23 protein-coding genes and 1 pseudogene are annotated in these 26,015 nt (G+C 74.1%); 6 read left to right on the forward strand and 18 right to left on the reverse strand.

Annotated elements, in window-relative coordinates; genetic code table 11:
* Positions 1-161: 161 nt before the first annotated feature.
* A complete protein-coding gene (locus tag ACFXHB_RS22035; RefSeq protein ID WP_380576293.1) occupies positions 162-1,460 on the reverse strand; it encodes a glycoside hydrolase family 18 protein in 1,299 nt (432 codons plus the stop codon).
* Positions 1,461-1,639: 179 nt separating this feature from the next.
* A complete protein-coding gene (gene acnA / locus ACFXHB_RS22040; RefSeq protein WP_380576294.1) occupies positions 1,640-4,300 on the reverse strand; it encodes an aconitate hydratase AcnA in 2,661 nt (886 codons plus the stop codon).
* Between the two features lie 454 nt (positions 4,301-4,754).
* Here acnA and ACFXHB_RS22045 point away from each other — a divergent pair, with 454 nt between their 5' ends.
* Complete coding sequence (locus tag ACFXHB_RS22045) at positions 4,755-5,198, forward strand: type II toxin-antitoxin system VapC family toxin (protein WP_380576295.1); 444 nt, start codon at positions 4,755-4,757, stop codon at positions 5,196-5,198.
* 111 nt (positions 5,199-5,309) lie between these two features.
* Positions 5,310-5,981: a superoxide dismutase gene (locus ACFXHB_RS22050; protein ID WP_380576296.1), complete on the forward strand. Its 672-nt coding sequence runs from the start codon at positions 5,310-5,312 to the stop codon at positions 5,979-5,981.
* Positions 5,982-6,035: 54 nt separating this feature from the next.
* Here the strand turns inward: ACFXHB_RS22050 and argF are convergent, their stop codons facing one another.
* From argF to ACFXHB_RS22065, 3 genes are all read right to left on the reverse strand, one after another.
* Positions 6,036-7,037 (reverse strand): ornithine carbamoyltransferase, encoded by a 1,002-nt coding sequence (gene argF, locus ACFXHB_RS22055; RefSeq protein ID WP_380576297.1) that lies wholly within the window; start codon positions 7,035-7,037, stop codon positions 6,036-6,038.
* Positions 7,038-7,250: 213 nt separating this feature from the next.
* Complete coding sequence (locus ACFXHB_RS22060) at positions 7,251-9,944, reverse strand: polynucleotide kinase-phosphatase (protein ID WP_380576298.1); 2,694 nt, start codon at positions 9,942-9,944, stop codon at positions 7,251-7,253.
* Entirely contained in the window at positions 9,941-11,620 is a 1,680-nt protein-coding gene (locus ACFXHB_RS22065) for a 3' terminal RNA ribose 2'-O-methyltransferase Hen1 (protein WP_380576299.1), read from the reverse strand. The genes ACFXHB_RS22060 and ACFXHB_RS22065 overlap by 4 nt, the downstream gene beginning before the upstream one ends.
* Positions 11,621-11,836: 216 nt before the next feature.
* Between ACFXHB_RS22065 and dapD the strand changes: the two genes are divergently transcribed.
* A complete protein-coding gene (gene dapD / locus ACFXHB_RS22070; RefSeq protein WP_380576300.1) occupies positions 11,837-12,826 on the forward strand; it encodes a 2,3,4,5-tetrahydropyridine-2,6-dicarboxylate N-succinyltransferase in 990 nt (329 codons plus the stop codon).
* A gap of 563 nt (positions 12,827-13,389) precedes the next feature.
* The gene (locus ACFXHB_RS22075; protein WP_380576301.1) at positions 13,390-13,638 is read left to right on the forward strand and encodes a hypothetical protein; all 249 of its coding nucleotides are present in this window, start codon (positions 13,390-13,392) and stop codon (positions 13,636-13,638) included.
* Here ACFXHB_RS22075 and ACFXHB_RS22080 read toward each other — a convergent pair.
* From ACFXHB_RS22080 to ACFXHB_RS22105, 6 genes are all read right to left on the reverse strand, one after another.
* Positions 13,584-14,315 carry a DUF6099 family protein gene (locus tag ACFXHB_RS22080; protein WP_380576302.1) on the reverse strand — a complete coding sequence of 244 codons (732 nt, stop codon included), beginning with the start codon at positions 14,313-14,315 and terminating at the stop codon, positions 13,584-13,586. The two genes, ACFXHB_RS22075 and ACFXHB_RS22080, sit on opposite strands and share 55 nt — an antisense overlap.
* Before the next feature lie 226 nt (positions 14,316-14,541).
* Complete coding sequence (locus ACFXHB_RS22085) at positions 14,542-14,922, reverse strand: nucleotide pyrophosphohydrolase (protein ID WP_380576303.1); 381 nt, start codon at positions 14,920-14,922, stop codon at positions 14,542-14,544.
* Positions 14,919-16,382 (reverse strand): AAA family ATPase, encoded by a 1,464-nt coding sequence (locus ACFXHB_RS22090; RefSeq protein WP_380576304.1) that lies wholly within the window; start codon positions 16,380-16,382, stop codon positions 14,919-14,921. The genes ACFXHB_RS22085 and ACFXHB_RS22090 overlap by 4 nt, the downstream gene beginning before the upstream one ends.
* A gap of 223 nt (positions 16,383-16,605) precedes the next feature.
* Complete coding sequence (locus ACFXHB_RS22095) at positions 16,606-17,451, reverse strand: putative RNA methyltransferase (protein WP_380576305.1); 846 nt, start codon at positions 17,449-17,451, stop codon at positions 16,606-16,608.
* Positions 17,452-17,503: 52 nt separating this feature from the next.
* Positions 17,504-18,382, reverse strand: coding sequence for a RimK family alpha-L-glutamate ligase (locus ACFXHB_RS22100; protein ID WP_380576306.1), 879 nt, complete (start codon positions 18,380-18,382; stop codon positions 17,504-17,506).
* A complete protein-coding gene (locus tag ACFXHB_RS22105; RefSeq protein ID WP_380576307.1) occupies positions 18,379-19,359 on the reverse strand; it encodes a RimK family alpha-L-glutamate ligase in 981 nt (326 codons plus the stop codon). Before ACFXHB_RS22105 ends, ACFXHB_RS22100 begins: the two co-directional genes overlap by 4 nt.
* A 283-nt stretch (positions 19,360-19,642) precedes the next feature.
* Here ACFXHB_RS22105 and ACFXHB_RS22110 point away from each other — a divergent pair, with 283 nt between their 5' ends.
* Positions 19,643-20,521 (forward strand): GNAT family N-acetyltransferase, encoded by an 879-nt coding sequence (locus tag ACFXHB_RS22110; RefSeq protein ID WP_380576308.1) that lies wholly within the window; start codon positions 19,643-19,645, stop codon positions 20,519-20,521.
* A gap of 107 nt (positions 20,522-20,628) precedes the next feature.
* Here the strand turns inward: ACFXHB_RS22110 and ACFXHB_RS22115 are convergent, their stop codons facing one another.
* Together ACFXHB_RS22115 and ACFXHB_RS22120 are read right to left on the reverse strand one after the other, a co-directional pair.
* Complete coding sequence (locus ACFXHB_RS22115; RefSeq protein ID WP_380576309.1) at positions 20,629-21,048, reverse strand: fic family toxin-antitoxin system, toxin component; 420 nt, start codon at positions 21,046-21,048, stop codon at positions 20,629-20,631.
* Entirely contained in the window at positions 21,045-21,281 is a 237-nt protein-coding gene (locus ACFXHB_RS22120) for a toxin-antitoxin system HicB family antitoxin (protein ID WP_380576310.1), read from the reverse strand. The genes ACFXHB_RS22115 and ACFXHB_RS22120 overlap by 4 nt, the downstream gene beginning before the upstream one ends.
* A gap of 180 nt (positions 21,282-21,461) precedes the next feature.
* Between ACFXHB_RS22120 and ACFXHB_RS22125 the strand changes: the two genes are divergently transcribed.
* Positions 21,462-21,659, forward strand: a complete 198-nt coding sequence (locus ACFXHB_RS22125) for a hypothetical protein (RefSeq protein WP_380576311.1) — start codon at positions 21,462-21,464, stop codon at positions 21,657-21,659.
* A gap of 53 nt (positions 21,660-21,712) precedes the next feature.
* On the opposite strand, the gene ssuE is transcribed toward ACFXHB_RS22125, so the two are convergent.
* The 5 genes and pseudogenes from ssuE to ACFXHB_RS22150 all read right to left on the reverse strand — a co-directional run bounded on the left by ssuE (position 21,713) and on the right by ACFXHB_RS22150 (position 25,993).
* Positions 21,713-22,303: an NADPH-dependent FMN reductase gene (ssuE, locus tag ACFXHB_RS22130; RefSeq protein WP_380576312.1), complete on the reverse strand. Its 591-nt coding sequence runs from the start codon at positions 22,301-22,303 to the stop codon at positions 21,713-21,715.
* Between the two features lie 186 nt (positions 22,304-22,489).
* A pseudogene (locus tag ACFXHB_RS22135) lies at positions 22,490-22,678 on the reverse strand (BBE domain-containing protein); the annotation flags it as partial.
* Between the two features lie 141 nt (positions 22,679-22,819).
* A complete protein-coding gene (locus ACFXHB_RS22140; RefSeq protein ID WP_380576313.1) occupies positions 22,820-23,734 on the reverse strand; it encodes an LLM class flavin-dependent oxidoreductase in 915 nt (304 codons plus the stop codon).
* Positions 23,735-23,825: 91 nt separating this feature from the next.
* Entirely contained in the window at positions 23,826-25,190 is a 1,365-nt protein-coding gene (locus tag ACFXHB_RS22145) for an aminotransferase class V-fold PLP-dependent enzyme (RefSeq protein ID WP_380576314.1), read from the reverse strand.
* Positions 25,187-25,993: an SDR family oxidoreductase gene (locus ACFXHB_RS22150; RefSeq protein WP_380576315.1), complete on the reverse strand. Its 807-nt coding sequence runs from the start codon at positions 25,991-25,993 to the stop codon at positions 25,187-25,189. Before ACFXHB_RS22150 ends, ACFXHB_RS22145 begins: the two co-directional genes overlap by 4 nt.
* Positions 25,994-26,015 lie beyond the last annotated feature (22 nt).

Raw genomic sequence — 26,015 nt, forward strand, 5'->3', positions numbered from 1 at the left:
GCCGCTCCCGCGCACGCCCCCCCCCCCGGCCCGGGGACGGGCCCCCCGCGATCGCTCGCGGCGGGCCCGTCCCCGTGTGGTGCGGCGTCCGGCGGTGTGGCGCGGGGCCGACCGGGTCGTACGGGGGCCGGCGGTGGCCGCCGGGCCCGGTCCGGCCGGGGTCAGTTGCCCCGCAGCCCGCGGTCCAGGGCGGCGATCCCGCTGCCCCGGGCGTCGTCGCCGTCCAGCGACCAGACCATCACGCCGCCCAGGTCATTCCAACGGGCGTAGCGGGCCTTGGCGGTGAGCACCTCGGCGCTGTCGTAGCTGTAGAAGGTGGTGCCGTCGTACTTCCAGGACGCGCCGTGCTCACGGTCCACGGAGAGCTTGCCGGGCAGCGCGTTGATCTCCTGGTAGGTGAGGTCGCCCGCGGCCGCGGTGGCCGACTGGTACAGGCCGTTGCGGCTGCCCGCCGGGACACCGGTCCAGCCGTGGCCGTAGAACGGCGCGCCGAGCACGGTCTGGCGGGACGGCAGGCCGCGCGCGGCGTAGTGGTCGACGGCCTTGTCCGCGCTGCGCTGACGCGGCTCGGGGTCGGTCGGGTCGGAGTAGAGGTTGGCCTGGTGGTTGGTCGGGCCCTTGCCCTCCCACGGACCGTGCAGGTCGTACGTCATCAGGTTGAGCCAGTCGACGGACTTGGCGACCTCCGGCAGCTCCAGCCGGTCCGCGACGGTCTCGTTGGCCGCCACGGCGGCGGTCAGCAGGTAGTGCTTGCCCTTCTTGCCGCTGAGCGCGTCCAGCTGCTTGCGGAACTCCCGCATCAGCAGCGTGAAGTTGCGGCCGTCCTCGGGCCGGACGACGTTGCCGGCGTCACCGCCGCCGCCCGGGTACTCCCAGTCGACGTCGATGCCGTCGAAGACGCCCGCGGCCGCCCCGGTGCCGCCCTCGGGGGAGCCGGCCAACCGGGGCAGGTTGCCCTTGATGTAGAGGTCGAGGCAGGAGGAGACGAACTTCTTGCGGGCCTCGTCGGTGGCGGCCGCGTCCGAGAAGTACTTGGACCAGCTCCAACCGCCCAGCGAGATGACGGTGCGCAGCTGCGGGTTCTCGGCCTTCAGCTTGCGCAGCTGGTTGAAGTGGCCCTTCAGCCGCTGGCCCGGCGCGTCGGCCCGGCCGTCCACCGAGTCGGCGGCGGAGAACGGGCGCTGGTAGTCGTTCAGGGCGTCGCCCTGGCCGGCCTCGTTGGACTCGAAGCAGGTGCCGTCGGCGGAGACGTTGCCGAAGGCGTAGTTGATGACGGTGAGCTTGCCGGCCTGGCCGGACTCCTGCACCCGCTTGGCGGAGCTGTTGGCCCCCCACTGGGTGAAGTAGCCGACCCGCTCCCCCTTCAGCCGCGGGCCGCGGTCGTGGGCCGAGGCGGCGGGGGCGGCGACAGCGGAGGCCACCGTGACGGCGGCGAGGAAGGCAGCGGTACGACTGAGCATGCGCATACGAGAAGACCTGCGGCTTTCTCTGAATCAGCATCAAGTGGTCTGGACCAAGCTGAAACAGAGGTTTAGTCCATTCGACCCGGACATACAAGAGGCCGGACCGCGTTGACGCGATCCGGCCTCTTGACTGTCTCTTTACCGTCGGGGCCTCAGCCCCGGGGTGCGCGCGGTGGTCAGCCGATCAGGCTGCGCAGCACGTACTGCAGGATGCCGCCGTTGCGGTAGTAGTCCGCCTCGCCGGGGGTGTCGATGCGCACGACCGCGTCGAACTCGACGCTGGCCCCGTCCGCGCCGACGGCCTTGACCTTGACCGTCGCCGGGGTGCGGCCGTCGTTGAGCTCGGTCACGCCGGTGAAGGAGAAGGTCTCCTCGCCGGTCAGGCCGAGGGACTCGGCGTTCTGGCCCTCCGGGAACTGCAGCGGCAGGACGCCCATGCCGATCAGGTTCGAGCGGTGGATGCGCTCGTAGGACTCGGCGATGACGGCCTTCACGCCCAGCAGCGCGGTGCCCTTGGCGGCCCAGTCGCGGGACGAGCCCGAGCCGTACTCCTTGCCGGCCAGGACGACCAGCGGGATGCCGGCGGCCTGGTAGTTCTGCGAGGCGTCGTAGATGAACGACACCGGCGCGTCGGCCTGGGTGAAGTCGCGGGTGTAGCCGCCCTCGGTGCCCGGCGCGATCTGGTTGCGCAGGCGGATGTTGGCGAAGGTGCCGCGGATCATCACCTCGTGGTTGCCGCGGCGCGAGCCGTACGAGTTGAAGTCGCGCTTCTCCACACCGTTGGCGGTCAGGTACTGCGCCGCCGGGGTGCCGGGCTTGATGTTGCCGGCCGGGGAGATGTGGTCGGTGGTGACCGAGTCGCCCAGCTTGGCCAGGACGCGGGCACCGGCGATGTCGGTCACCGGGCTCGGGGTCTTGGCCATGCCCTCGAAGTACGGGGGCTTGCGGACGTAGGTGGACTCGGCGTCCCACTCGAAGGTGTCGCCGGTCGGGACGGGGAGCGACTGCCAGCGGTGGTCACCGGCGAAGACGTCCTGGTAGCCCTTGTCGAACATGGCCTCGTCGATGGAGCCGGCGACGGTGTCGGCGACCTCCTGCTCGGAGGGCCAGATGTCGGCGAGGAAGACGTCGTTGCCGTCGGCGTCCTGGCCCAGCGCGTCGCGGGTGATGTCGATGTTCATGTTGCCCGCGAGGGCGTAGGCGACCACCAGCGGCGGGGAGGCCAGGTAGTTCATCTTGACGTCGGGGTTGATCCGGCCCTCGAAGTTGCGGTTGCCGGAGAGCACCGAGACGACCGCCAGGTCGGACTCGTTGACGGCGGCCGAGACCTCCTCGGGCAGCGGGCCCGAGTTGCCGATGCAGGTGACGCAGCCGTAGCCGACCAGGTTGAAGCCCAGCTTCTCCATGTACGGGAGCAGGCCGGCCTTCTCGTAGTAGTCCATGACGACCTTGGACCCGGGGGCCAGGGTGGTCTTGACCCAGGGCTTGACGGTCAGGCCCTTCTCCACGGCCTTCTTCGCCAGCAGGGCGGCACCCAGCATGACGGAGGGGTTGGAGGTGTTGGTGCAGGAGGTGATCGAGGCGATCACGACCGCGCCGTTGTCGATCTCGTAGGTCGAACCGTCGGGGGCGGTCACCGCGGTCGGCTTCGAGGCCTCGGCCGAGTAGGTCGGCAGCGCCTCGGCGAACCTGGTGGCGGCCTCGGCCAGGATCACGCGGTCCTGCGGGCGCTTCGGGCCGGAGATCGACGGGACGACGGTGGAGACGTCCAGCTCCAGGTACTCGGAGTAGACCGGCTCGACCGACGGGTCGTGCCAGAGGCCCTGCTCCTTGGCGTACGCCTCGACCAGGGCGAGCTGCTGCTCGCTGCGGCCGGTGAGCTTCAGGTAGTTGATGGTCTCGGCGTCGATCGGGAAGATCGCACAGGTCGAGCCGAACTCCGGCGACATGTTGCCGATGGTGGCGCGGTTGGCCAGCGGGATCGCGGTGACGCCCTCGCCGTAGAACTCGACGAACTTGCCGACCACACCGTGCTTGCGCAGCATCTCGGTGATGGTGAGCACCAGGTCGGTGGCGGTGGTGCCGGCCGGCAGCTGGCCGTTGAGCTTGAAGCCGACCACGCGCGGGATCAGCATGGAGACCGGCTGGCCGAGCATCGCGGCCTCGGCCTCGATGCCACCGACGCCCCAGCCCAGCACGCCCAGGCCGTTGACCATGGTGGTGTGCGAGTCGGTGCCGACGCAGGTGTCGGGGTAGGCCTGGCCGCCCCGGACCATGATCGTGCGGGCCAGGTGCTCGATGTTCACCTGGTGGACGATGCCGGTGCCCGGCGGGACGACCTTGAACTCGTCGAACGCGGTCTGGCCCCAGCGCAGGAACTGGTAGCGCTCCTTGTTGCGGCCGTACTCGATCTCGACGTTCTGGACGAAGGCGTCCGGGGTGCCGAACTTGTCGGCGATGACGGAGTGGTCGATGACCAGCTCGGCCGGGGCCAGCGGGTTGATCTTGGCCGGGTCGCCGCCCAGCTCCTTGACGGCCTCACGCATGGTGGCGAGGTCGACCACGCACGGCACACCGGTGAAGTCCTGCATGATCACACGGGCCGGAGTGAACTGGATCTCCTGGCTCGGCTGGGCGTCGGCGTCCCAGTTGCCGAGCGCGCGGATGTGGTCGGCGGTGATGTTCGCGCCGTCCTCCGTGCGGAGCAGGTTCTCCAGCAGCACCTTGAGGCTGTAGGGCAGCCGCTTGGAACCCTCGACGGCGGAGAGCTTGAAGATCTCGTACGACTCGTCGCCCACCTGCAGCGAGCTGCGGGCGTCGAAGCTGTTCGCGGACACGACTGACTCCTTCTAGGTGCTTCGTGCGGTATCCGGCCGCCACGGTGGTAAGGTCACCCTTACTTAGGTTGACCTCGCGCGCACCGCCGGTGAGCGCCTCTCGGCAAGTATCTTGATGTCGAGATATATAGTAATGGGCAGTTATCTCGATGTCGAGATAAACCATAGTGCATGGCGGCGCGTCCGCCACGTCGGCACCACCTCCACGCTGCCCCCGCCCGGCGCATCCCGCCCGAACCCCTCGTGACCGGGCCCCCAAGACCGGGCGTCCAGCGGTCGGCGGCGGGGTCGGGGCCCGTGGGGGCGGCGGGTCGGGGCCCGTGGGCGGCAGGCGGCGGGGGTGGCGGGACCGGCCGCCGAGAGCTGGCCCGGCAGGGGCGGCGGGGGCGGCGGGACCGGCCGCCGAGAGCGGGCCCGGCAGGGGCGGCGGGCGACCGGTAGCGTGACCGACGACGTGACAGGACGGACGAGAACGGGCCGGGGGCGACTGATGATCGTGGTGGACGCGTCCGCACTGGTACTGGCGCTCGCCGACGAGGGCGAGCGCGGGACGGCGGCCCGCGCCGAACTCGCGGCCGACGGCGAGTGGGTGGCCCCCGAGCACATCGTCATCGAGGTCATGCAGTCGTTGCGCGGCCTCTACCTGGCCAAGGAGCTCACCGCCGAGCGGGTCGGCGAGATCGCCGCCCGACTGCCCGAGCTGGCGATCCGCAAGGTCGGGATCACCCCGCTGCTCGGCCGGATCTGGGAGCTGAAGGACAACCTCACGCCGGACGACGCCGCGTACGTCGCGGTCGCCGAACAGTACGGGGCCCCGCTGGTCACGGCGGACCTGCGGCTGATGCGGGCCAGCGGGCCGCGCTGCGAGATCCGCGGGATCTGCGGCGCGGCCGGGTAGGGCGGCCGGGACTCCGGGGAGGCCGGGACCGCCCAGGGGGTGTCCGTTCGGCACGGGTCGCCGTTGAGCAGGGCGTCCGCCGTACCGCTCCCCACCCCGGAAGGCCCGCCGATGCCCGGTCCGATCGCCGCCGCCCTGCTCCCGCTCGCCCTGCTGGCGCCCACCGCAGCCGCGGCGGCCACCCCTCCCGCGCAGGCCGCCCACACCGCGCCGGCGTCGCCGGCCGTCGTGCGCCCGGCCACCGACGATGCCGACGATGCCGCCGGGGGCTCCGGGGGCCCTGCCGGCTCCGGGGGTTCCGGGGGTCGGACGGTCTCGGTGGTCGAGGCCGCCTTCGACCCGGCGTCCGCCTTCGTCCCGCCGACCGCGATCAGCCACGCCACCGACCTGGTGCCGTACGGCTCGCACGTCCGCGTGGTGATCGACCGCTCGCTGCCCGGGCGGACGCTGCTGACCCTGACGGTGACCGGACTCGCCCCGGACCACGAGTTCCCGGCCCACCTGCACACCGGCTCCTGCGGGGCCGACACGGCCGCCTCCGGCCCGCACTACCAGCACATCCCCGACCCGGTGCAGCCCTCCACCGACCCCGCCTACGCCAACGACCGCAACGAGCTGCGACTGACGCTGCGCACCGACGCCCGGGGCGCCGGCTCGACCTCCACCTCGGTGGCCTGGCAACCCCGGCCGGGCGAGGCCCGCTCGGTGGTCCTGCACGCGGGCACCCCGGCCGGCCCGCACGCCGCGGGCGACCGGGCCGCCTGCGTGAAGCTGAAGCCGTGACCCACCGGCCGGACGCCCCTGGGGCCCTGGGGTCCGGATCCGGACCCCAGGGCCTCAGGACGCCAGGGTGGCGACCAGCACGGCCTTGATGGTGTGCAGGCGGTTCTCCGCCTGGTCGAAGACGATGGAGTGGTCCGACTCGAACAGCTCGTCGGTGCACTCCAGCTCGGCCATCCCGGTCGTCTCGTGCAGCTGCCGGCCGACCACCGTGCCCAGGTCGTGGAAGGCCGGCAGGCAGTGCAGGAACTTCACGGCCGGGTTGCCGGTGGCCCGGACGGTCTCCATCGACACCTGGTACGGCTTGAGCAGCTCGATCCGCTCGACCCACACCTCCTTGGGCTCGCCCATCGAGACCCAGACGTCGGTGTAGAGGAAGTCGGCACCGGCCACGCCCGCGTCGACGTCCTCGGTGAGGGTGATCCGGGCGCCGGTCGACCCGGCGAGCACCTCGGCGGCCTTCCGGACGTCCTCGGCGGGCCAGAGCGCCCGGGGCGCGACGATCCGGACGTCCATACCGAGCAGGGCGCCGGTGACCAGCAGCGAGTTGCCCATGTTGGAGCGGGCGTCGCCGAGGTAGGCGAGGGCCACCTCGGTCAGTGGCTTGGCGGTGTGTTCCTGGATGGTCAGGACGTCGGCGAGCAGCTGGGTGGGGTGCCACTCGTCGGTCAGGCCGTTCCAGACCGGGACCCCGGCGTGGGCGGCCAGCTCCTCGACGACCGCCTGGCCGTGCCCCCGGTACTCGATGCCGTCGAACATCCGGCCCAGCACCCGCGCGGTGTCCTTGATCGACTCCTTGTGGCCGATCTGCGAGCCGGACGGGTCCAGGTAGGTGGTGGTGGCGCCCTGGTCGTGGGCGGCGACCTCGAAGGCGCAGCGCGTCCGGGTGGAGGTCTTCTCGAAGATCAGCGCGATGTTCTTGCCACGCAGCCGGGGCTGTTCGGTGCCCGCGTACTTCGCCGCCTTGAGCTGGGCGGCGAGGTCCACCAGGAAACGGAACTCCTGGGGAGTGAAGTCGAGCTCCTTGAGGAAATGCCTGTTCCGGAGGTTGAAGGCCATGCCGGGCTCCTGGGGTGACGTGGACGAACAGCGAAGCGGCAATTATATACGATGCTCGGAATTTCTATGCAAAGACTTCGCGATACTTCGCCCTGCGCCGGCCGAGGCGCGGTGGCCGGGCCCGCGGCCCGGGCGGGTCCCGCAGGACGACCTGCGGGACCCGCCCGGTCCGCGGCGGTGCGACTCCCCGGCGGGAGCGCCCCGGAACGGACCCTAGAGCCGCGGGTCGACCGGCTCGGACTCCAGCGCGAGGACGGCGAAGACCGGCTCGTGCACCCGCCAGAGCGGCTCACCCGCCGCCAGCCGGTCCAGCGCCTCCAGGCCGAGCGCGTACTCGCGCAGCGCCAACGAGCGCTTGTGCCCCAGGAAGCGCTGCCGCAGCTGGTCCAGGTACTCGGTGTAGTCCGGCCCGTAGATGATCCGCAGGTACTCGCGGCCGCGAACCTTGACCCCGGGCTGGATCAGCCCGCCCGGGCGGCCCTCCCCCGCCTTGCCCCGGGCCGGCGAGGCCAGGGGCTTGACCACCATGCCCTCGCCGCCCGCCCCGGTGAGCTCCTCCCACCAGGTGACCGCCGCCGCGACGGACGCCTCGTCACCGGTGTCCACCAGCAGCCGGGCGGTCCGGTGCAGGACCGGGGCCTGCGGCTCGGCCGCGTGGTCCGCGTCGACCAGGCCGTCGATCCAGGCGAGGTGCTCGTCGTGCGGACGCACCGCGAGGTTCGCCCCCTCGGCCGCCAGCACCTGGAACGGTGCCAGCCGGATGCCCGCCAGGCCCTCGGTCGGCCAGCAGTACCGCCGGTACGCCTCGGTGAACGCCTGGGCGTCGGCGGCCCGCTGCCGCTGCCGGGACGTCAGCGCGGAGAGGTCCAGCCCGCGGTCGGCCGCCCGCTCCAGCGCGGTGAGCACCTGCGGCAGCGCCGCGCGCGCCGCCGCGCCGACCGCCGCGTACTGGCGGCGCAGCAGTTCGGTGGCCTTGAGGGACCACGGCATCAGCTCGGCGTCCAGCAGCAGCCAGTCGGTCCGCAGCTCGTCGAAGAGCCCGGAGCGCTCCGCCGCGGCCCGCAGCCGGCCCAGGACGGCGGCGGTCAGGCCGTCGTCGCCGAGGAAGGCCCGACCGGTACGGGTCCAGATCGCCCCCGGTCCGGCCGTCCCGAACCGCTTCTCCAACGCGGTGTCGTCCCGGGCCACCAGCACCACCGCGCGGGAGCCCATGTGCTTCTCCTCGCAGATCACCTGCCGGACGCCGTCCTCGCGGTAGGCGAGGAAGGCCTCCTCCGGGTGCTCCAGGTAACCGGGGCGGCGCGAGGTCGCGCTCGGCGCCATGGTCGGCGGCAGATAGGCGAGAAGCCGGGGGTCGATCGCGAACCGGCTCATCACCTCCAGCGCGGCCGCCGCGTTCTCCTCCCGGACGGCGATCCGGCCGTGCAGGGCGGTCTCGACCACCCGGCGGCCAGCCACGTCCGCGAGATCCAGGGGACGGCCCTCGCGGGAGCCCGGCGCGTCCGTGATCATCGGCCGGACCGGCGCGTACCACTCCCGCTCCGCCTCGACGCCCACCAGCTCGCGCTCCGGGTAGCGCAGCGCGGTCAGACTGCCGCCGAAGACGCAGCCGGTGTCCAGGCAGATGGTGTTGTTGAGGAAGCTCGCCACCGGCACCGGTGTGTGGCCGTAGACCACCAGGGCCTTGCCCCGGTACTCCTCCGCCCACGGGTAGCGCACCGGCAGACCGTACTCGTCGGTCTCCCCGGTGGTGTCCCCGTACAGCGCGTGCGAGCGCACCCGGCCGGAGGCCCGGCCGTGGTACTTCTCCGGCAGACCGGCGTGGCAGACCACCAGAGCCCCGCCGTCCAGCAGGTAGTGGCTGACCAGGCCGCGCATGAACGCCCGGACCTCGGCGCGGAACTCCTCCGACTCCCCCGCCAGCTGGTCCAGCGACTCCTGGAGACCGTGCGAGACGGTGACCTTCTTGCCGTCCATCGCGCGGCCGAGCTTGTTCTCGTGGTTGCCCGGCACGCAGATCGCGTGCCCGGCCGCCACCATGCCCATCACCAGGCGCAGCACACCCGGCGTGTCCGGGCCGCGGTCGACCAGGTCACCGACGAAGACGGCGGTACGGCCCCCGGGGTGCACCGCGTCCACCGGGCGGCCGGCGTCGTCCCGCGCGAGGGCGTAGCCGAGGCGGGTGAGCAGGGTCTCCAGTTCGGAGCGGCAGCCGTGGATGTCCCCGACGATGTCGAACGGGCCGGTGAGGTGACGCAGGTCGTTGAAGCGCTTCTCCGGCACGATCTCGGCGGCCTCGACCTCGGCCTCGCCGCGCAGGATGTGCACCTTGCGGAAGCCCTCGCGCTCCAGACCCCGCAGCGAACGGCGCAGCTCGCGGTGCTGGCGCGGCACCACGTGCGCGGGCAACTGGCGGTCGGGGCGGGAGCGGTTGCGCTCGGCGCAGACGCCCGGCGGGACGTCCAGCACGATCGCGATCGGCAGCACGTCGTGGTCACGGGCGATCCGGATCAGCTGCTTGCGGGCCTCCGGCTGAACGTTGGTCGCGTCCACGACCGTCAGCCGGCCGGCGGCGAGGCGCTTGCCGACGATGTAGTGCAGCACGTCGAAGGCCTCGGCGGAGGCGGACTGGTCGTTCTCGTCGTCGGACACCAGGCCACGGCAGAAGTCCGAGGAGATCACCTGGGTGGGCAGGAAGTGCTTGCGGGCGAAGCTGGACTTGCCCGCGCCACTGGTGCCGACCAGGACCACGAGGGAGACGTCGGTCACCGGGAGGCGGCGCGCCTTCGCGGGGTCGGCGACCTGGGGGGTGCCGGCCTGTCCGGTGCTGCCGGGATCGGTGGCGCCCTGTTCGACGGGCGTCCCCTCGGTGGGGCTCGGGAACTGCGCGTTGTCGTCGTTCGTCATCGGGGCTCGCCCCCTTCGGGCGTCGTACGGTCGGATGCGGTGGTGTCGGCGGCTTCGATGGACTCGTGCTCGGTGGACTCGTGCTCGGTGGACTCGTGCTCGGACTCGTGCTCGGACTCGGCCGTGGTGCCGAGGCGGAACAGCGCCAGCTGGGTCGGCGGCCCCACCTCCGGGTCCTCCGGCCCGACCGGGCGGATCACCACGGTGTAGCCGTAGGACCGCGCCACCCGCTCGGCCCAGGCGCGGAACTGCGCGCGGTCCCACTCGAAACGGTGGTCGGCATGCCGGACGTGCCCGGCCGGCAGACTCTCCCAACGGACGTTGTACTCGGCGTTCGGCGTGGTGACCACGGCCGCCGACGGACGGGCCGCCCCGAACACCGCGTACTCCAGGGCCGGCAACCGGGGCAGGTCCAGGTGCTCGATCACCTCGCAGAGCACCGCCGCGTCGTAGCCCTTCAGCCGCGAATCCGTGTACGTCAGCGCGCCCTGGACCAGCTTGACCCGGGCCGCCTGACGCTCCGGCATCCGCTCCAACCGCAGCTTGCGGGCGGCCGCGATCAGCGCCCGCGCGGACACGTCCACACCGAGCACCTCGGTGATCCGCGCGTCCTTGAGGAGCGCGCCGATCAGCTCGCCCTGCCCGCAGCCGAGATCGGCCACCCGGGCCGCCCCGACCTCACGCAGGGCGGCCAGGATCGCCGCCCGGCGCTGCTCCGCGAGCGAGGGCCGCTTCGACGGCGCGCCGTCCTCGACCGGTTCCGCCTCGGCCTCACCAGCGCCGGCCGGTCCCGCCCCGGCCCGCTCGGTGACGGACGGGTGCGCCGCCCCCGGCTCGGGGCCGTCGGTGTCGTCGACCGCGTTGTCGATCTCCTCGACCTCGCGGTCGTCGGCCTCGGCGAGCCGTGCCAGCTCCAGGCGCGCCATCGCCGTCCGGGTGAGCGACCAGCGCCGCGCGAGGTACCGACGGGCGATCAGGGCCTGCTCCGGGTGGTCGGCCAGCCAGCCCTCGCCGGCGGCGAGCAACTTGTCGACCTCGTCCGGGGCGACCCAGTAGTGCTTGGCACCGTCGAGCACCGGCAACAGCACGTAGAGCTGCTGGAGCGCGTCCGCGAGCCGGACGGTGGACGAGGCCAGCTCGACCCGCACATAGCGCGACTCGCCCCACTCGGGGAACGACTCGTCCAACGGGATCGCCACCGCCTCGACCCGCCAGCCCAGCGGCTCGAAGAGCCGGGCCACCATGGCGGGCCCGCCACCCTCGCCCGAGCCGTTGGCGGGCACGGCGGGAAGCGCGATCCGTAGCGGCCGGGGACGGTCCGCCAGCCCGGGGCGGGCCTCGCAGACACCCTTCATCGCCGTCCGGAAGACCGTCCGCAGAGCGACCGCGAGCAGCGAGGAGGCGGCGTAGGGGCGGTCGTTGACGTACTGCGCGAGCGCGAAGTCCGGCGAGCCGCCCCGGCCCTTGCCCCGGCCCCTGCGGACCAGCGCGATCGGGTCGATGTCGAGCAGCAGCGCGGCCGTGCAGAGCTCGTCGCCCGCCGCCGGATAGAAGACGTGGGCCTCCCCGTGCGACGTCCCGAACCGCTGGACCTTGCCGGGGTGTTTGTGCAGCAGGAAGCCGAGGTCGGTGGCCGGGCTCTCGGCAGTACCGGTGGTGGAGATCGACATGAACACCAGCCCGAGTATTGCCCAGTACCCGCCCGCCGAGCACCGGGTTTTGCGCGGCGGGGGGCGGCGCGGCCCCCCGCCGGCCCCCCGCGATGACCTGCCGCGCCCCCGGTCTCCACCGGCTCCGGCCCCGGCCCCGGCGCGGCGCGGGACGGCCCGCCGCGCTGTCCGCACGGTGAGCGTGTTCGGCACCGGAGCCCCGCATTCGTTAACGTGCACGATGTGACTGCAGAATCCACCTCCCTCGCAAGCGGCGCCGTTGCCGTCGGTCTGGCCACCATCGCCGCCGACGGCACCGTCCTCGACACCTGGTACCCCGCCCCCGCGCTGGCCGCCGAGCCCGGCCCGGCCGGCACCGTCCGCCTGACCGCCGAGCAGGCCGAGACCGAGCTGGGCGCCGGCACCGCCGAGGCGCTGCGCGCCGACGCGCGCCGCGGCGTGGAGGTGGTCGCCGTGCGCACCACGATCGCCTCGCTCGACGAGAAGCCGATCGACGCGCACGACGCCTACCTGCGCCTGCACCTGCTGAGCCACCGTCTGGTGAAGCCGCACGGGCAGAACCTGGACGGCCTGTTCGGCCTGCTGGCCAACGTGGCGTGGACCAGCATCGGCCCGGTGCAGGTGGACAAGGTCGAGCAGGCCCGCCTGGCCGTCCGCGCCCAGGGCGGCCAGCTCGCCGTGTACGGGATCGACAAGTTCCCGCGGATGACCGACTACGTGGCCCCCTCCGGTGTGCGCATCGCGCACGCGGACCGCGTCCGGCTCGGCGCGCACCTGGCCGTCGGCACCACCGTGATGCACGAGGGCTTCGTCAACTTCAACGCCGGCACCCTGGGCACCTCCATGGTCGAGGGCCGGATCAGCGCGGGTGTCGTGGTCGGTGACCACAGCGACATCGGCGGCGGCTCCTCGATCATGGGCACGCTGTCGGGCGGTGGCAAGCAGGTCGTCTCGGTCGGCGAGCGCTGCCTGCTCGGCGCCAACGCCGGCATCGGCATCTCGCTGGGCAACGACTGCGTGGTCGAGGCCGGCCTCTACGTCACCGCCGGTACCCGGGTGACCACCCCGGACGGCAAGGTGGCGAAGGCGGTGGAGCTGTCCGGCCAGGACAACCTCCTCTTCCGCCGCAACTCGCAGACCGGCGCGGTCGAGGTCATCGCCCGGGCCGGCTCCTGGGGCGGTCTGAACGCCGAGCTGCACGCGCACAACTGATCGCCTCCTTCGAGGTCTCGGGCCCCGGCGCCGCTTCGGCGGCGCCGGGGCTCTCGGCTGTTCCGGGGCTCTCCGCTGTTCCGGGTGGCCTTCCGGCTACGTCGGGTGGGTTCCGGCTGTCCGGGGCTTCCGGCTGTCAGGCTCTCCCTCGGGCGGTTGCCCCGGTTCTCCTTGCCCGGTTCCTGGGGCCCACCCCCACCCCTCCCACCTCCACCCCTCCCGAGGCTCGCTCGCCGCGGGCCGCCCCCCGCCGGCGCACCGCATGAGCGGCACCCGGCCGAGGCACCAAGCGGACGCACCCAGCGGATGTGCCCAACCCAGGCACCCGGCCCAGGCATCTAGCCGAGGCGCCTCGCCCGCGGCAACCCCGGCTCACCCGGGAGGCTGACCGCCGACGGGAGTTGGACCGCATCGAGTGGTGCCCGGTGACCCGTCCACCGCGGGTTCGTTGGTCGCTGCGGCAGGCGTCGGGCCCGCCGGCGAGGCACCGGGAAACCCCGCTCCGCCGGGCGGCCCGCCGCCGACCGTCTGATGCCGCACCACCGATCCGAAGAGGTCCCCTCATGTCCGAACCCTGGTCCGAGGCACCTGCCACGCCGCAGTCCCCGAGCTACCCGGCCGTGTCGGCCGCCGAACCACCGCTCGGCGCCGCCACCCCGAAGAGCCTGCTGGAGCAGATGCAGGAACTGCTCGCCTCGGTGACCGCGGACCTCGCCGACCTGCAGGCCTCAGGTCGGCGAAGCCCCGCCCCGGCCTCCTACCCGATCGGCACGGACACCTCCGGCGCACCGGCCGGGCCCGGCGTCCGGTAGCCCGGTCGCGGGGTCTTGTGTCCCGGCCCGCCGTCACCCGGCGGGCCGAGCCTGAGCACCAGTAACGGCGCCCCCGGTTCGGCCGCCGGTGCCGGGAGCCTCGGTGGGCCGACCGCGCCGCCCACCGCCGCCTCACCACCCTCGGCCCGTCGGACGGACTCCCGCAGCCGGGCCACCACGTCCCTGCAGTCGGCGCCGGCGTCGACCCCGTCGACGCACGTCCAGTAGAGGCTCTCGGTGTCTGCCCCGCAGGCCAGCACCACCAGCGTCTCGCCGACCTCCTGGAGCAGCCCGAGGAGCTCCTCCAGCACCGGGCCGAGGGCACCGAGCTCGGTCAGCCGCCCGGCGCGTCCACCGATGCCCAGCCCCAGCAGGGCGGAGGAATCGCCCGCGGACTGGTCGAGGCAACCCGCGGCATGGGCACCGGCCTCGGCCAGCTGCTGGCCCAGGCCGGCCAGCTCGGCACCGTCCAGCCCGGCACCGTCCGGCCCGGCACCGTCCGGCCCGGTGCCATCCAGCCCGGTGTCGTCCAGCTCGGTGTCGTCCAGCTCGGCCAGCCGGGCACCCACCGCCTCGGTGAGCAGCGCGGCCTGCCGCGCCTCCAGCAGCACGTCGGACACGTTCCTGGCCTCGGCCAGGGCGTGCCGGGCCGTCTTGATCAGTCGCAGCGCCTCCATCGGCGGCCACCCCTTCCACGCGTTCGCACTGTGCCCGCCCCGTCCTGCGACGGGTGGACACCTGGTCACGGCGAAAGCGTGCGCCGACGAAGGGATCGGCGCAGCCACCTCTTCGGAGCCTGTGGACATCCCCGGGGGTGTGGACAACTCTTGTCCCTCGCAGGGGTGATTCACCGACTCCTCGGTTGACCCCCGGCGTCCCCATGGGCCCCCACCGGGCTCCGGCTCAGCCGCCGGACCCCGGCCCCGGCCCGGACCCGCCCCCGGACGCCGGGAACCGCAGCTCATTGCGCTCGATCTTGGCGGCCAGGGCGGTCAGCGGGTCCACTCCCACCGCCGTGCAGAACTGCAGCAGGTACGCGAGGACGTCGGCGACCTCGTCCCGCACCCGGTGCGCGCTGTCCGGCTCGGACATCACCGAGCCGGCCTGCTCGGGGGTGAGCCACTGGAAGACCTCCAGCAGCTCCCCGGCCTCCACGGTCAGCGCCGCGGCCAGGTTCTTCGGCGTGTGGAAGGGCTCCCAGCCGCGTGCCGCCGCGAACTCCGTCAGCCGCTGCCGCAGGCTCTCCAGGGTCGGGTCGGCCGGTTCCGTCTCTCGTTCGCTCACCCGTCCAGGTCTACCGCATCCAGGGCCACGCCCGCCCGGCGCGGTCCGCCGCCGGCTCCCGGGGCACTCGCCCGCGGACCCGGCAGCGGCCCCGCGCCCGGCCCCGAACCGGTCGGCGCGCCCGGACCCGCCCCTGCCACCGTTCCCTCCCCGCGCGCCGCCTGGGCCGGCACCCGCGCGCTCTCCGCGCGCAACGCGCTGTGTCCGGAGCCGGGATCGCGCCGACACTCGACCAGGGCGACCCCCGGCGGCAGCTCACCGGGCCCGCCGAACGCCTCCCGCGCCGCGGCCGGCTCCTGGAGGGCGGCCAGTACCCGCAGCTGGTTGCGGCCGGCCATCTCCCCGGCGAGCCGCAGCAGCGAGGCCGCCTGCTCGGTGCCGAGTCCGGCGCCGAGGTCCTCGGCGAGCACGGTGAGCTGCCGCTGCGCCCAGGGCACCTCGGCCGCGTCGAGGTCGAGCACGCCGGCGCCGGTGAGCAGCACGGCGGCGAACGCGAGGTGGCGCAGCATGCCGTCGGAGGCCTGGTCCGCGCCGGTGCGGCCGAGGACGCCTTCGTCGAAGACGGCGAGGACCCGCTCGTCGGCGCCGGTGCCGCGGCGGGCCAGGTCGAGTCCGAGCAGGGGGTGCGGAGCGGCGGACTGGACGACGCGCAGCAGCCGGCCGTAGCGGCGGCCGCATTCGTTGCTGAGCCGGGCGATCACGGCGGAGATGTTGGCGGCGGTACTGAGCAGCCGGGCCTGCGGGTCGGGGCGGGCCCAGTCGCGCATCAGCCCGGGCACGGGGTGGACGGGGAAGACCTCGCGCAGGGCGGTGAGCACCTGTTCGGCGGCGGCCAGCACCGTGCGTTCGCCGGGTGAGGAGCCGGCGACGCGCAGGGGGATCTGGGCGGTGATCAGGGTGGTGTTCGGGAAGGGGGCGCGGATGTCGCCCTGCCGGGTGTCGTTGTGCCAACCGACGTTGACGCGCTGCCGGCGGAGGTCCTGTTCGCCGGTCTCGACGAGGATCCGGCCGTCGAGGGTGAGCTGTTCACGGGCGACCCGGACCGGTCCGTCGGTGCGGACGACCAGCTCCAGCCGGATCGGCCCCTGGTCGGAGCGGACGGTGCAGCCCAGGATGACGGCGTGGCGGCCGTGCGGAACGCAGCCGTCGAGGCCGCCGCGGACGGGTGTCGTGAGGGGGCCGCCGAGCCCGGGCTGACCGTTCAGGGAGTCGGTGATCTCCTCGCCGAGGGCGAGCCGGGAGAGGACCGCGAGGGCGTCGAGGGCGTTGGACTTGCCGACACCGGCGGGCCCGTACAACACGGTGAGGGGCGCGAGCGGCAGGACCGCGCGCCGATACGACTTGAACGAGGTGAGCCGGATCTCCTCGACGGTGGGGCGCGGTACGGACGGCGGACCTGGGTCCGGCGTCCGCTGATGGGGGTGGGCCGGCACGGCGGGCCGGGTGGCGTCGCGGTTCACCCGTCGGACGTTAGCCGCCGCTCGGGCGGCAGAAACGTGCCTGCCCGCCAGATTCATCCCAATGAGGCGCCACTGAGGCGCCTCCGGCGCGGCGGCACGACGGGCCGGCGTTCCCGGGGCCGGCCCTGCCGCTCCGCTCAAGGACCGGCCCGGGAGAGCGCGACCCCAGGACCGGTCCGGGACCGCCCCGGAGGACGTCCGCGGCCCGAGGCCGGCCGCCGGCTCAGCGCCGGTAGGCGGCGACCGTCACGGAGGCGGTGACCTCGACCGGGTCCGGCAGGGCGGCGAGCCGGGCGGCCAGCCGCTCCTGGTCGGTGTGCCAGGCGCTCGGGCCCATCCCGACGACCGTACGGACGTCGGCGCCGGACAGCCGCAGCCCGAACTCGACCTCCTGCCGCCCGACCGGGGTCAGATACGGGCCGAGCTTCTCGTCGATCCGGCGCTGCTTCTCCTCGTCGACCGAGAGCAGGCCGAGCGCGCCGACCAGTTCGCGCAGATGGCGCGGGGTCGGCGAGACGAGCAGCAGGGTGCCGCCGGGCCGCAGCACGCGGCGGATCTCGGGACCGTTGCGCGGCGCGAAGACGTTGAGGACGAGATCGGCGGTGCCGTCCAGCAGCGGCAGCGGACGCCAGGCGTCGCACACCACCGCGCCGATCCGGGGGTGGGCCCTGGCGGCGCGGCGCAGCGCGTACTTGGAGATGTCGAGGGCGGCGCCGGACCGGCCCGGCAGGGCGTCCAGGACGTGGGCGAGGTAGTGGCCGGTGCCGGCGCCGAGGTCGGCGACCAGGCCGGCCGGGCCGGTGTCCGATGCGGAGTCGGCGACGGCGGCGGCGGCGAGGGCCGCGGCGATCGGGCGGTAGTGGCCGGCGGCGAGGAAGTCGCTGCGGGCGGCGACCATCTCGGCGGTGTCACCGGTGCCGGTGTGCGCGTCGCCCGCGAGCAGGCTGACGTAGCCCTGCTTGGCGATGTCGAAGCTGTGCCCGGTGGGGCAGCGCAGGGCGCGCCCGTCGGGGGTGAGGCCCTGCGCGCAGTGCGGGCAGGCCAGGTGGGGCTGGATGTCCTGCAGCAACGTCCGTCTTCTCTCGCCGTCCGGTCGTGCGGTCCGGCCGGAAGGTCCCAGCCTAACGACCGGCGGTGTCCCGTCGCGCATCGCGCGGTGCCGGGAGGCGGAGACCGCCGGCCTGCCGGGCCTCGACGCCCTCGCGGGCCACCCGCAGGGCGAGCGCGGCGAGGGCCTCGGGGGCGCCGGCCTGGCCGCGGATGCCGGGGAAGGCGTTGATGTCGACGATGACCGGTTCGGCCGGCCCGTCGAGCAGGTCGACGCCGTAGACATCGAGGCCGAAGACCTCGCCGACCCGGCGGGCCAGCTCGGCACGGTCGGCGGGCAGCTCCCGGGGGCCGAACGTCCCGCCGTCGTCCGGTGCGCCGGCGGGTTCGGAGAGTTCGGAGCGTCGACGGGCGCAGAAGACCTGCCCGGCGACGACCCAGAGCTTCTGGTCCCAGCCGGTGCCGGCGAGGTAGGGCTGCGCCACCACGGGCTCGTCGGGCCACGCCTCGGCGAGGGCGCGCAGTCCGGCGGCGTCGTCGACACGGGTGACCAGGTCACCGCGGCGACTGTGCCGGCTCTTGATCACCGACGGGTGGTCGAGGGCGGGCAGTCCGGCGACGGTGGCGGCGGTGCGGGTGGCGGCGAACGGCAGGCCGGACCGGTGGGCGAGCTCGGCCATGTCCGTACGGTCCTGGCAGAACGCGGTCGCGGCGGCCGAGTTGACGACGGGGGCGCCGCGCTCCTCCAGGTGGCGGGCGAGCGCGAGGGCCCGCGGTGTGCGGGCCTTCAGCAGGTAGACGTCGGCGAGCGGGCCGGGGCCGAGGAGTTCGGCGGCCGGGACGTCGTCGCGGTGGGGGTCGAGGCTCTCGACCCGGTGACGGGGGGACAGCAGCGCGGCGGCGCCGGCGAGCAGCGGGTGGCCGGGGTCGGCGGTCAGCAGGCAGATCCTCATATCGCTCCGCCCACGCCCCCGTTGACGAGGTCGCCGCGGCCCAGGCCGTCGATCAGCCCCGCGCCGCCCACGCCCACGGCCGCGCCCTGCGCGGGCAGCCGTACCGGCTCCGCCACCGGGACGGCCGGCGCCTGGTCCAGCGCGGGCGCCGGAGCGGACACCGCCGTGCCGGTGCGGGCCAGCCGCAGCACGGCGCGGGAGACCCGCGCCACCGCGTCGGGCACCTGGCGGAAGCTGGGGAAGTCGTTGATGTCGACGACCACCGGACCGTCCGGGCCGAGCAGGACGTCGACGCCGTAGAGGTCGAGGCCGAAGACCTCGCCGACCTGCGCGGCGATCCGCGCGACGTCGCCGCCGAGCGGCACCTGCCGTTCGCGCACGGCCTGGCCGGGGTGGAGCGGGGAGCAGCGCTCGGTCGCGTAGAGCTCGCCGTCGACGCAGTACACCTTGAGGTCGGTGCCGGAGTTGGGCACGTAGGGCTGGGCGATCAGCAGGCCCTCGCCGGCCAGTTCGGGACCGAGTTCGACCAGGTGGTCGGGGGTGGGGACGAGCCGCACGGCCCGTCCGGAGCTGCCGTCGGCGGGCTTGACCACCAGGGGGTACTCGGAGGCCGGGATCTCGGCGAGCCACTCCCAGCGGGCGGCGGCGTAGGTCACCGGGACGGGCAGGCCGCGGGTCCGCGCGATCACGGCGGCCAGCGCCTTGTCCCGGACGCCGCGAATGGAGCGGACGTCGTTGACGGTGGTGAGGCCGACGGCGGCGGCGGCTTCCAGGAGGGTCAGGCCGGGGCCGCCGGAGACGGTCTTGAGCACCCAGGCGTCATGGCTGCCGGCCCGCACCGCCTCGGAGATCGCCATCAGCGAGTTCCCCGGGCGCAGCACGTCCACCCGGTGCCCCCACGCGGTGAGTTGGCGCACCACGTCGAGCGGCATGCCGTCGTGCCGGTAGTGCTCCTCGACCAGAAAGCAGAGCCTCATGAGCCTGTCATCCCCCTCGCCTCTCCCCGTACGAACGCCCGCCGATCCGTCCGGCGGAGCTGTAAAAGCCTCAGGATGCCACGGGGTCCGCACACAAGATCGCCCGGCCTGTAAGCATTCGGCAACAATCGGTCCGAAATGCCCGGGCTCCCGGTGCGCCGGACCAGCCGCACACCGGCCCTGCGGCCGCGACCCGCCGGCCGCACGGCGGCGACCCACCGGCCGCGCACCGACCCCGGGGGCGGTGGCAAAAGGCTGGCAGGAACGTGACCGGCCTGCTTGGATGCACCGCGTGACTTCTGTCGATCTTGATCCCGCCCACCGCCCCCTCCTCGACGAGATCGAGCGCTACTACGACGCGGTGCCGCGCGGCGCCGCCCGCGTCGAGGACTTCGGTCCGCTGAGCCTGTTCGTCCGCGAGGGCGAGGGCTGGCCGTACTACGCCCGCCCGGCGCTCGGCCACAGCGGTCCGGCGGTCACCGCCGAGGACGTCCGGCGGGTGCTGGCCCGCCAGCGCGAGCTGGGCGCGCCGCAGGCCTTCGAGTGGGTGGCCGAGCACGATCCGCTGCTGCGCGCGGCGGTGGAGGAGGCCGGGCTGGCGGTGCACGAGCACCCGCTGCTGGTGCTGGGCCCGGACGAGGAGCCCGCCCTGCCGACGCCGGGGCTGCCCGCGGGGGTGTCGGTGCGCGTCCTGTCGCCGGCGGACCCGGACCTGGCGAGCGCGACCGCCGTCCCGCACCTGGCGTTCGGTGAGCCCGGCACCGGCCTCGGCCTCGCCGGACCGGACGAACTGGCCGTGACCGCCGAACAGTTGGCCGCGGACGGCGCGGTCGCGCGGATCGCCGGGCGGATCGCCGCCGGGAGCACCGTGCTCGCCGCGGCCGTCCAGGACGGTACGGCGCTCTGCGCGGGCCAGCACAACCCGGTGGGCACGGTCACCGAGGTGGCCGGCGTCGGCACCCTGCCGGCGGCGCGCCGGCGCGGCCTCGGCCTGGCGGTGACGGCGGCGCTGGTCGCGCACGCGCGGGCGAACGGCGTACGGACGGTCTTCCTGTCCGCCGCCGACGAGGACGTCGCCCGGATCTACCGCCGGGCGGGCTTCCGCCCGTTCGCGACCGCCCTGATCGCCGAGCCGGCCGCGACCGAACCGGCCGGGGCCTGACCGGCCGCGGCCACCCGCCCCGGAACCCGGCCGCGCCCTGCCCGAGCCGAACCCCGTCCGAGCCGAACCCCGCCCGGCCCGAGCACCGGCCGCCGCACACCCCCGCCCTACTCCTCGTTGTCGTCCTCGCCGCTGACGTCCTCGCCCTCGGCCTCGTCCACCACCCACGCGGCCAGCCGCTCGGCGACGCCGGACACCCCGAGCCGCCCCTCGCGGATCGCCCGGGCGAGGCTGCGCACCTCGCGGGCGGTGGTGGCGACCGAGCAGCCACTGGCCACCAGGTAGGCGTAGGCGACGGCGGTGGCGAACAGTTCGTTGGTCTTCTCCAGGGCCGGCACCCGGATGAGCTGGTGCATCAGGGCGGCGGCGCGGTCCTGCGGTTCGGGGTAGACGGCGATGTCGAAGATCTCGGCCTGGTGGCGGGCGACCGCCGCGAGCAGCGATCCGTAGTCGGTGACCTGCGGGTCACCGGGTGTGTACTGCTCGGCTGTCATGAGCAGCCACGACAGGTCGACCTCCAGGTTCAACGACGCACGTCCTGGAGGTCGCCGCGCTCGCCGAACTCGGCCAGGAAGGAGGACTCGTACTCCTTCATGAACTGGGCGGCGGCGTCGACGAACACCCGCCCGGCCTCGCCCATGTCCTGCTGGACCAGGCGCTCGATGTACTGGTTCATGCTGATCCCCTGCTGTTCCGCCCGCTCCCGGGCCATCTCCGCGGTGGTGGCGTCCACCCGGACGTTCAGCTGTTTCTTACCCATGAAATTCACGCTAGCGCTGAAGTGCTAGCACAACAAGGGCGCGCGCACCTGAGCCGCGCGCCCCGGCAATGCCACCCGGGCGCCACGGGGAGCACGACATGAAGAGTTCTTCATCTTCGTAGACTCTGAACCGCCCCGCGCATTCCCTGGAGTGGCACCGACCGGTGTGGAGGCCGGCAAATGACAGCGATGTTCGACCAGGAGCTGCGCGAGCAGCTCGCCCGGGCCCGTGAGGAACTCGCGGCAGCCCGGACCGAGGAGGACGCCGACGGCGTCCAGGCCTACGAGGGCCGGATCGCCGGCCTGCTGCGGCTCGCCGCACAGCACGGGATCACCCTTCCGCACAGCGCCGACGAAGAGGAGCGGCGCCAGCCCTGAGCCCCCCGACCCATCGACGCGGGCGGTCCCCGGCACCCCGGGGACCGCCCGCGTCACCTCCGCGCGAGGGCGCCGGCCCCGGACCGCCCGGCCGCGGGCAGCCCGCCGGACACCTCCGGCGGCAGCGCGGCGAGGAAGTCCGCCACCGCCTGCTCCAGCCGGGGCGCGGCGTCCGGCGCCACGCGCGGCGGGCCACCGTCGAGCGGCTCGATCGCCCCGTCGAGGACGAACGCGCCGCGCACGACGTACCGGGCGCCGAGCGCGGTCAGCACCGGCCGCAGCGCGTAGTCGGGGGCGAGCGCGTGCGCGAGGCTTCCACCGGTCATCACCGGCAGCACCGTCTTGCCCGCCAGCCCGGACCTGGGCAGCACGTCGAGGAATGCCTTCAGCAGTCCGCTGTAGGCCGCGTTGTACACGGGCGACGCCACCACCACACCGTCCGCGGCGGCCACCGCGTCGAGGGCCTCGCGCAGCACGGCGCTCTCGGCCCGCCCGGCCAGCAGCTCCGCCGCCGGCAGGTCCCGGACGCGGACGTGCCCGGTCCGGAAACCGGCCTCGGCCAGGAGCCGGACCAGATGGGCCGTCAGTGCGGCGGTGCGCGAGCCGGCCGAGGGGCTGGCGGATATCGCGAGCAGGGAGGTCATCGGAAGGGCTCCTTCACGGGGACACGGCGGCGGGACACCTCGGCGGCAGGGCACGGCAGCGGAACGGCGGCGGCCCCCCTGGAGCAGGGCGCGAAGGCACGCCGCCCGCCCGACACCGGGCGCCGAAGCGAACCCGCCGAAGCGAACCGGGCGCCGAGGCGGAGCGGGTGCCCCGCCGGCCGCCGCTCAGAGCGCGGGCAGCCCGACGGACTGGCCGTGCCGGAAGACGTCGTGCGGGTCCCACGCCGCCTTGATCCGTTGCAGACGCGGGTAGTTCTCCTTGTAGTAGAGGTCGTGCCAGGGCACCCCCGAGGTGTTGAGGCGCGGGTCGCCGAGGTCGATGTCGGGGTAGTTGACGTAGCAGCCGTCGGTGATCCCGCCCCGCCCCCGCAGGGGGTCCGCCGTCACCCCGCCGCCGTCCGGCCCGACCGCGTCGTCCGGCACAGGCCGGGCCGCTCCCGGCCGATCCGCCGGGCGGGATCGCGTCGTGGAATCCCCCGTGGTGTGCGGTCGCCGTCAGCTGTCGCGCAGCGGCGGAATCACCTCACGGGCGACTCGTTCGAATTCCTCCCGATGGGCCTCCCCCGGCCAGTCCAGGACGAAATCCGCGACACCGGCTCCGGTGAAGCGTTCGAAGATCTCCTCGTAGCCGTGCCGTCCTCTTCTCGGGTCCCAGGGCCCGAAGATCGTGTAGCCGCGCCGGATGTCCGCGGGGTCGCGGCCGGCCTCGGCGGCGAGCCGGTCCAGCCGGCGGTTCTGCTCCGCGGTGATGCCGAGCACCTCCGGCGCGCTCGCGCCCGGCGGGCCGTGGGTGTTCCAGGCGTCGGCGCACGCGGCCGCCACCCGGATCAGCGTCGGCGACTGGCCGCCGACGATCAGCGGCAGCCGCGGCGACTGCAGCGAACCGGGCACCGTCACCACGTCCTTGACCCACAGCTGGGCGCCTTGGTGGCTGAACACCCCGCCCCGCAGCACGCCGTCGACGATCGCCACGTAGTCCGCGAACCGCTCGGCCCGCTCCTTGGGCGACCACGGGACCTGGCCGACGCTGTGGTGGTCCCAGGGGAAGAGCCCGGCCCCGATGCCGAGGTCGAACCGGCCGCCGGACAGGTGGTCGAGGGCGATCGCCTGCTTGGCCAGCTGGGCCGGCGGGCGCAGGATCTGGTTGGCCACCAGGGTGCCGATCCGGATCCGGCGCGTGGTCACCGCCGCCGCGGCCAGCACGGACCAGCTGTCGAACCAGAGGCCGCTCGGGTCGCGCAGGTCCGCGCTGTGATCGGGTACGAACACCTGGTCGAAACCGAGTTCCTCCAGCCATCCCAGCCGCTGCACCAGGACCGGGAAAGGCTGGTCCGGATAGAGCATGACGCCGAATCGGCGGGCCGGTGGGGCGGATTCATCCAGGTGTTCGGTCGTACGTGGTCCGGTCATGTCGGGCACTCTCCTTCCGGTCCCGGAGCCTACTGAGGAACGATCGACCGGGGCGTGGTCCCCGGAATTGCGCCACCCGCGCGATTCCCGCTCACCGGAGGAATTCCGGCACCGGCCGGGGGTCCGGCACGGGCCGCCAGCCGTCCTCCGGGTGGTCGTACGCCCAGCGCGGTCCGCGCCGCACCAGCTCCCCCAGCGCCGCCACCAGACGGTCGACGTGCTCGTCGGTGGTGCCGAGGCCGATGCTGGCGCGCAGCGCGCGGTCACCCTGGTGTCCGGGCGCGTCGCTCAGCAGGGTGTGGACCGCCTGGTGGGCGCAGAACGCGCCGTCCCGGACGCCGATCCCGTACTCCGCGGAGAGCGCCGTGGCGACCAGCCGCTGATCGGCGGGCGCGTCGCCGCAGCGCGCGACGCTGAAGGAGACCACACCGAGCCGCTGGTGCCCGCCCGGCCACAGGTCCAGCAGGCGGACCCCGGGGACGGCCGCCAGCCCGCCGCGCAGCCGGGCCGTCAGCGCCTGCTCGTGCCGGGTGACGGTGTCCCAGCCGGTGGCGGCCAGGGTCCGGCAGGCGACCGCCATCGCGTGGGTGCCCACCACGTTCGGGGAACCGCCCTCGTGCCGGTGCGGCAGCCCCACCCAGCGCACGCTCTCCCGGCCGTCCTCCTCGGCGACCCGCGCGGTGGCCCCGCCGCCGGCCAGGTAGGGGTCGGCGGTGTCCAGCCAGTCGGCGGAGCCCACCAGGGCGCCCGCGCCGAACGGCGCGTACAGCTTGTGCCCGGAGAGCGCGGCCCAGTCCACGCCCCAGCCGGCGAGGTCCAGCGGCCGGTGTCCGGCCAGTTGGGCGGCGTCCAGCACGGTGCGCGCGCCGTGGCTGCCGGCCACCTCCGCCAGGTCGGCGACCGGCCACAGCTCTCCGGTCACATTGGACGCGCCGGTGATCACCACCAGCTTCGGCCCCCGGGGGGCGTCGGCGAGCGCCTTCGCCAGCGCGGTCACCGCGTCCGCGGCGGTGGCCGGCCGGGCCAGCCGGTGCACCGTGGAGCCGCGCCAGGCCAGCAGGGCGGCGTGGTGGTCGGTGGAGAACCGGAAGACCGCCGTGCCGGCGGGCAGCGCGCGGCCGAGCAGGTTGAGCGCGTCGGTGGTGTTGCGGGTGAACACCACCTGGGCGTCGGGGGCCGCGCCCACGAAGCGGCGCACCGTGTCCCGGGCCCGCTCGTACGTCCGGGTGGAGACCGCGGAGGCGAACCCGGCACCGCGGTGCACGCTGCTGTACCAGGGCAGCATGCGGTCCACCTCGTGCCGCACGGCCGCCAGGCTGGGGGTGCTCGCCGCGTAGTCGAGGTTGGCGTAGGGCACCCGGGCCCCGGTCACCAGGGGCACCTCAAGGTCGCCGCCGACGACCTCGGGCACGCCCCGGGCGGCCCGCTGCGGCCCGGCGGCGGTCGCGGGTGTCACCGGGCCGTCCATCCACCGTCCATGACCAGCACCGAGCCGGTGAAGAAGCCCGCCTCGTCACCGGCCAGGTAGACGACCGCCGAGGCCGCCTCCTGCGCGCTCGCGATCCGGCCGAGCGGGTGCAGCGCGGTGAACATGTCGGCCATCTCCTGGTCGCCGTCCACGGAGGAGCGGTACATCGGCGTGTCCACGGTCGCCAGCGCCAGGGCGTTGACCCGGATGTTCTCGCCGGCGTACTCCAGCGCGGCGGCCTTCGTGAGACCGACCACACCGTGCTTCCCGGCCACGTAGGCGCTGATCCCGGCACCGAACCCGACCACGCCCAACTGGGAGGCGTTGTTGACGATCACCCCGCCGCCACGCCGCTGAAGAGCCGGGATCTCGTGCCGCATCGACAGGAAGACGCTGGTGAGCACCCGGCCGAGGTCGTCCGCCCAGGCCTCCGGCTTCTGGTCGGCGACCAGCCCCGGGGTGCCCAGCGCCCCGGCGTTGTTGAAGGCGATGTCCAGACCGCCGTAGTGCCGCTCGGCCGCTCGGACGGCGGCCGCGACGTCCTCGTCGACCGTGACATCGGCCGTGACGGCGATCGCGGCGCCACCGGCGGCGGTGATCTCCCCGGCGACCCGGTCCAGTTCGCTCCGCCGCCGGGCCGCCAGCACCACGCTCGCGCCCTGCGCGGCCAGGGCCTTGGCGGCGGCCTCGCCGATGCCGGAGCTGGCGCCCGTCACCAGGGCGACCTTGCCCGCCAGCCGCTCCCGGACGGGCGCGCCGAGCGGGGACTGCGTCGTGTTGCGTTCGTTCATGGCAGGTGGTGGGGGCCGCCCG

Source organism: Kitasatospora sp. NPDC059327 (assembly GCF_042752535.1).
GTDB lineage: Bacteria > Actinomycetota > Actinomycetes > Streptomycetales > Streptomycetaceae > Kitasatospora.

Coding starts and splice junctions, on each gene's coding strand:
- ACFXHB_RS22035 (WP_380576293.1), bottom strand. CDS start 1,460: ATGCTCAGTCGTACCGCTGCCTTCCTCGCCGCCGTCACGGTGGCCTCC.
- ACFXHB_RS22050 (WP_380576296.1), top strand. CDS start 5,310: ATGCCCGGTCCGATCGCCGCCGCCCTGCTCCCGCTCGCCCTGCTGGCG.
- argF (WP_380576297.1), bottom strand. CDS start 7,037: ATGGCCTTCAACCTCCGGAACAGGCATTTCCTCAAGGAGCTCGACTTC.
- ACFXHB_RS22060 (WP_380576298.1), bottom strand. CDS start 9,944: ATGACGAACGACGACAACGCGCAGTTCCCGAGCCCCACCGAGGGGACG.
- ACFXHB_RS22075 (WP_380576301.1), top strand. CDS start 13,390: ATGTCCGAACCCTGGTCCGAGGCACCTGCCACGCCGCAGTCCCCGAGC.
- ACFXHB_RS22080 (WP_380576302.1), bottom strand. CDS start 14,315: ATGGAGGCGCTGCGACTGATCAAGACGGCCCGGCACGCCCTGGCCGAG.
- ACFXHB_RS22100 (WP_380576306.1), bottom strand. CDS start 18,382: ATGAGGATCTGCCTGCTGACCGCCGACCCCGGCCACCCGCTGCTCGCC.
- ACFXHB_RS22105 (WP_380576307.1), bottom strand. CDS start 19,359: ATGAGGCTCTGCTTTCTGGTCGAGGAGCACTACCGGCACGACGGCATG.
- ACFXHB_RS22110 (WP_380576308.1), top strand. CDS start 19,643: ATGCACCGCGTGACTTCTGTCGATCTTGATCCCGCCCACCGCCCCCTC.
- ACFXHB_RS22120 (WP_380576310.1), bottom strand. CDS start 21,281: ATGGGTAAGAAACAGCTGAACGTCCGGGTGGACGCCACCACCGCGGAG.
- ACFXHB_RS22125 (WP_380576311.1), top strand. CDS start 21,462: ATGACAGCGATGTTCGACCAGGAGCTGCGCGAGCAGCTCGCCCGGGCC.
- ssuE (WP_380576312.1), bottom strand. CDS start 22,303: ATGACCTCCCTGCTCGCGATATCCGCCAGCCCCTCGGCCGGCTCGCGC.
- ACFXHB_RS22140 (WP_380576313.1), bottom strand. CDS start 23,734: ATGACCGGACCACGTACGACCGAACACCTGGATGAATCCGCCCCACCG.
- ACFXHB_RS22150 (WP_380576315.1), bottom strand. CDS start 25,993: ATGAACGAACGCAACACGACGCAGTCCCCGCTCGGCGCGCCCGTCCGG.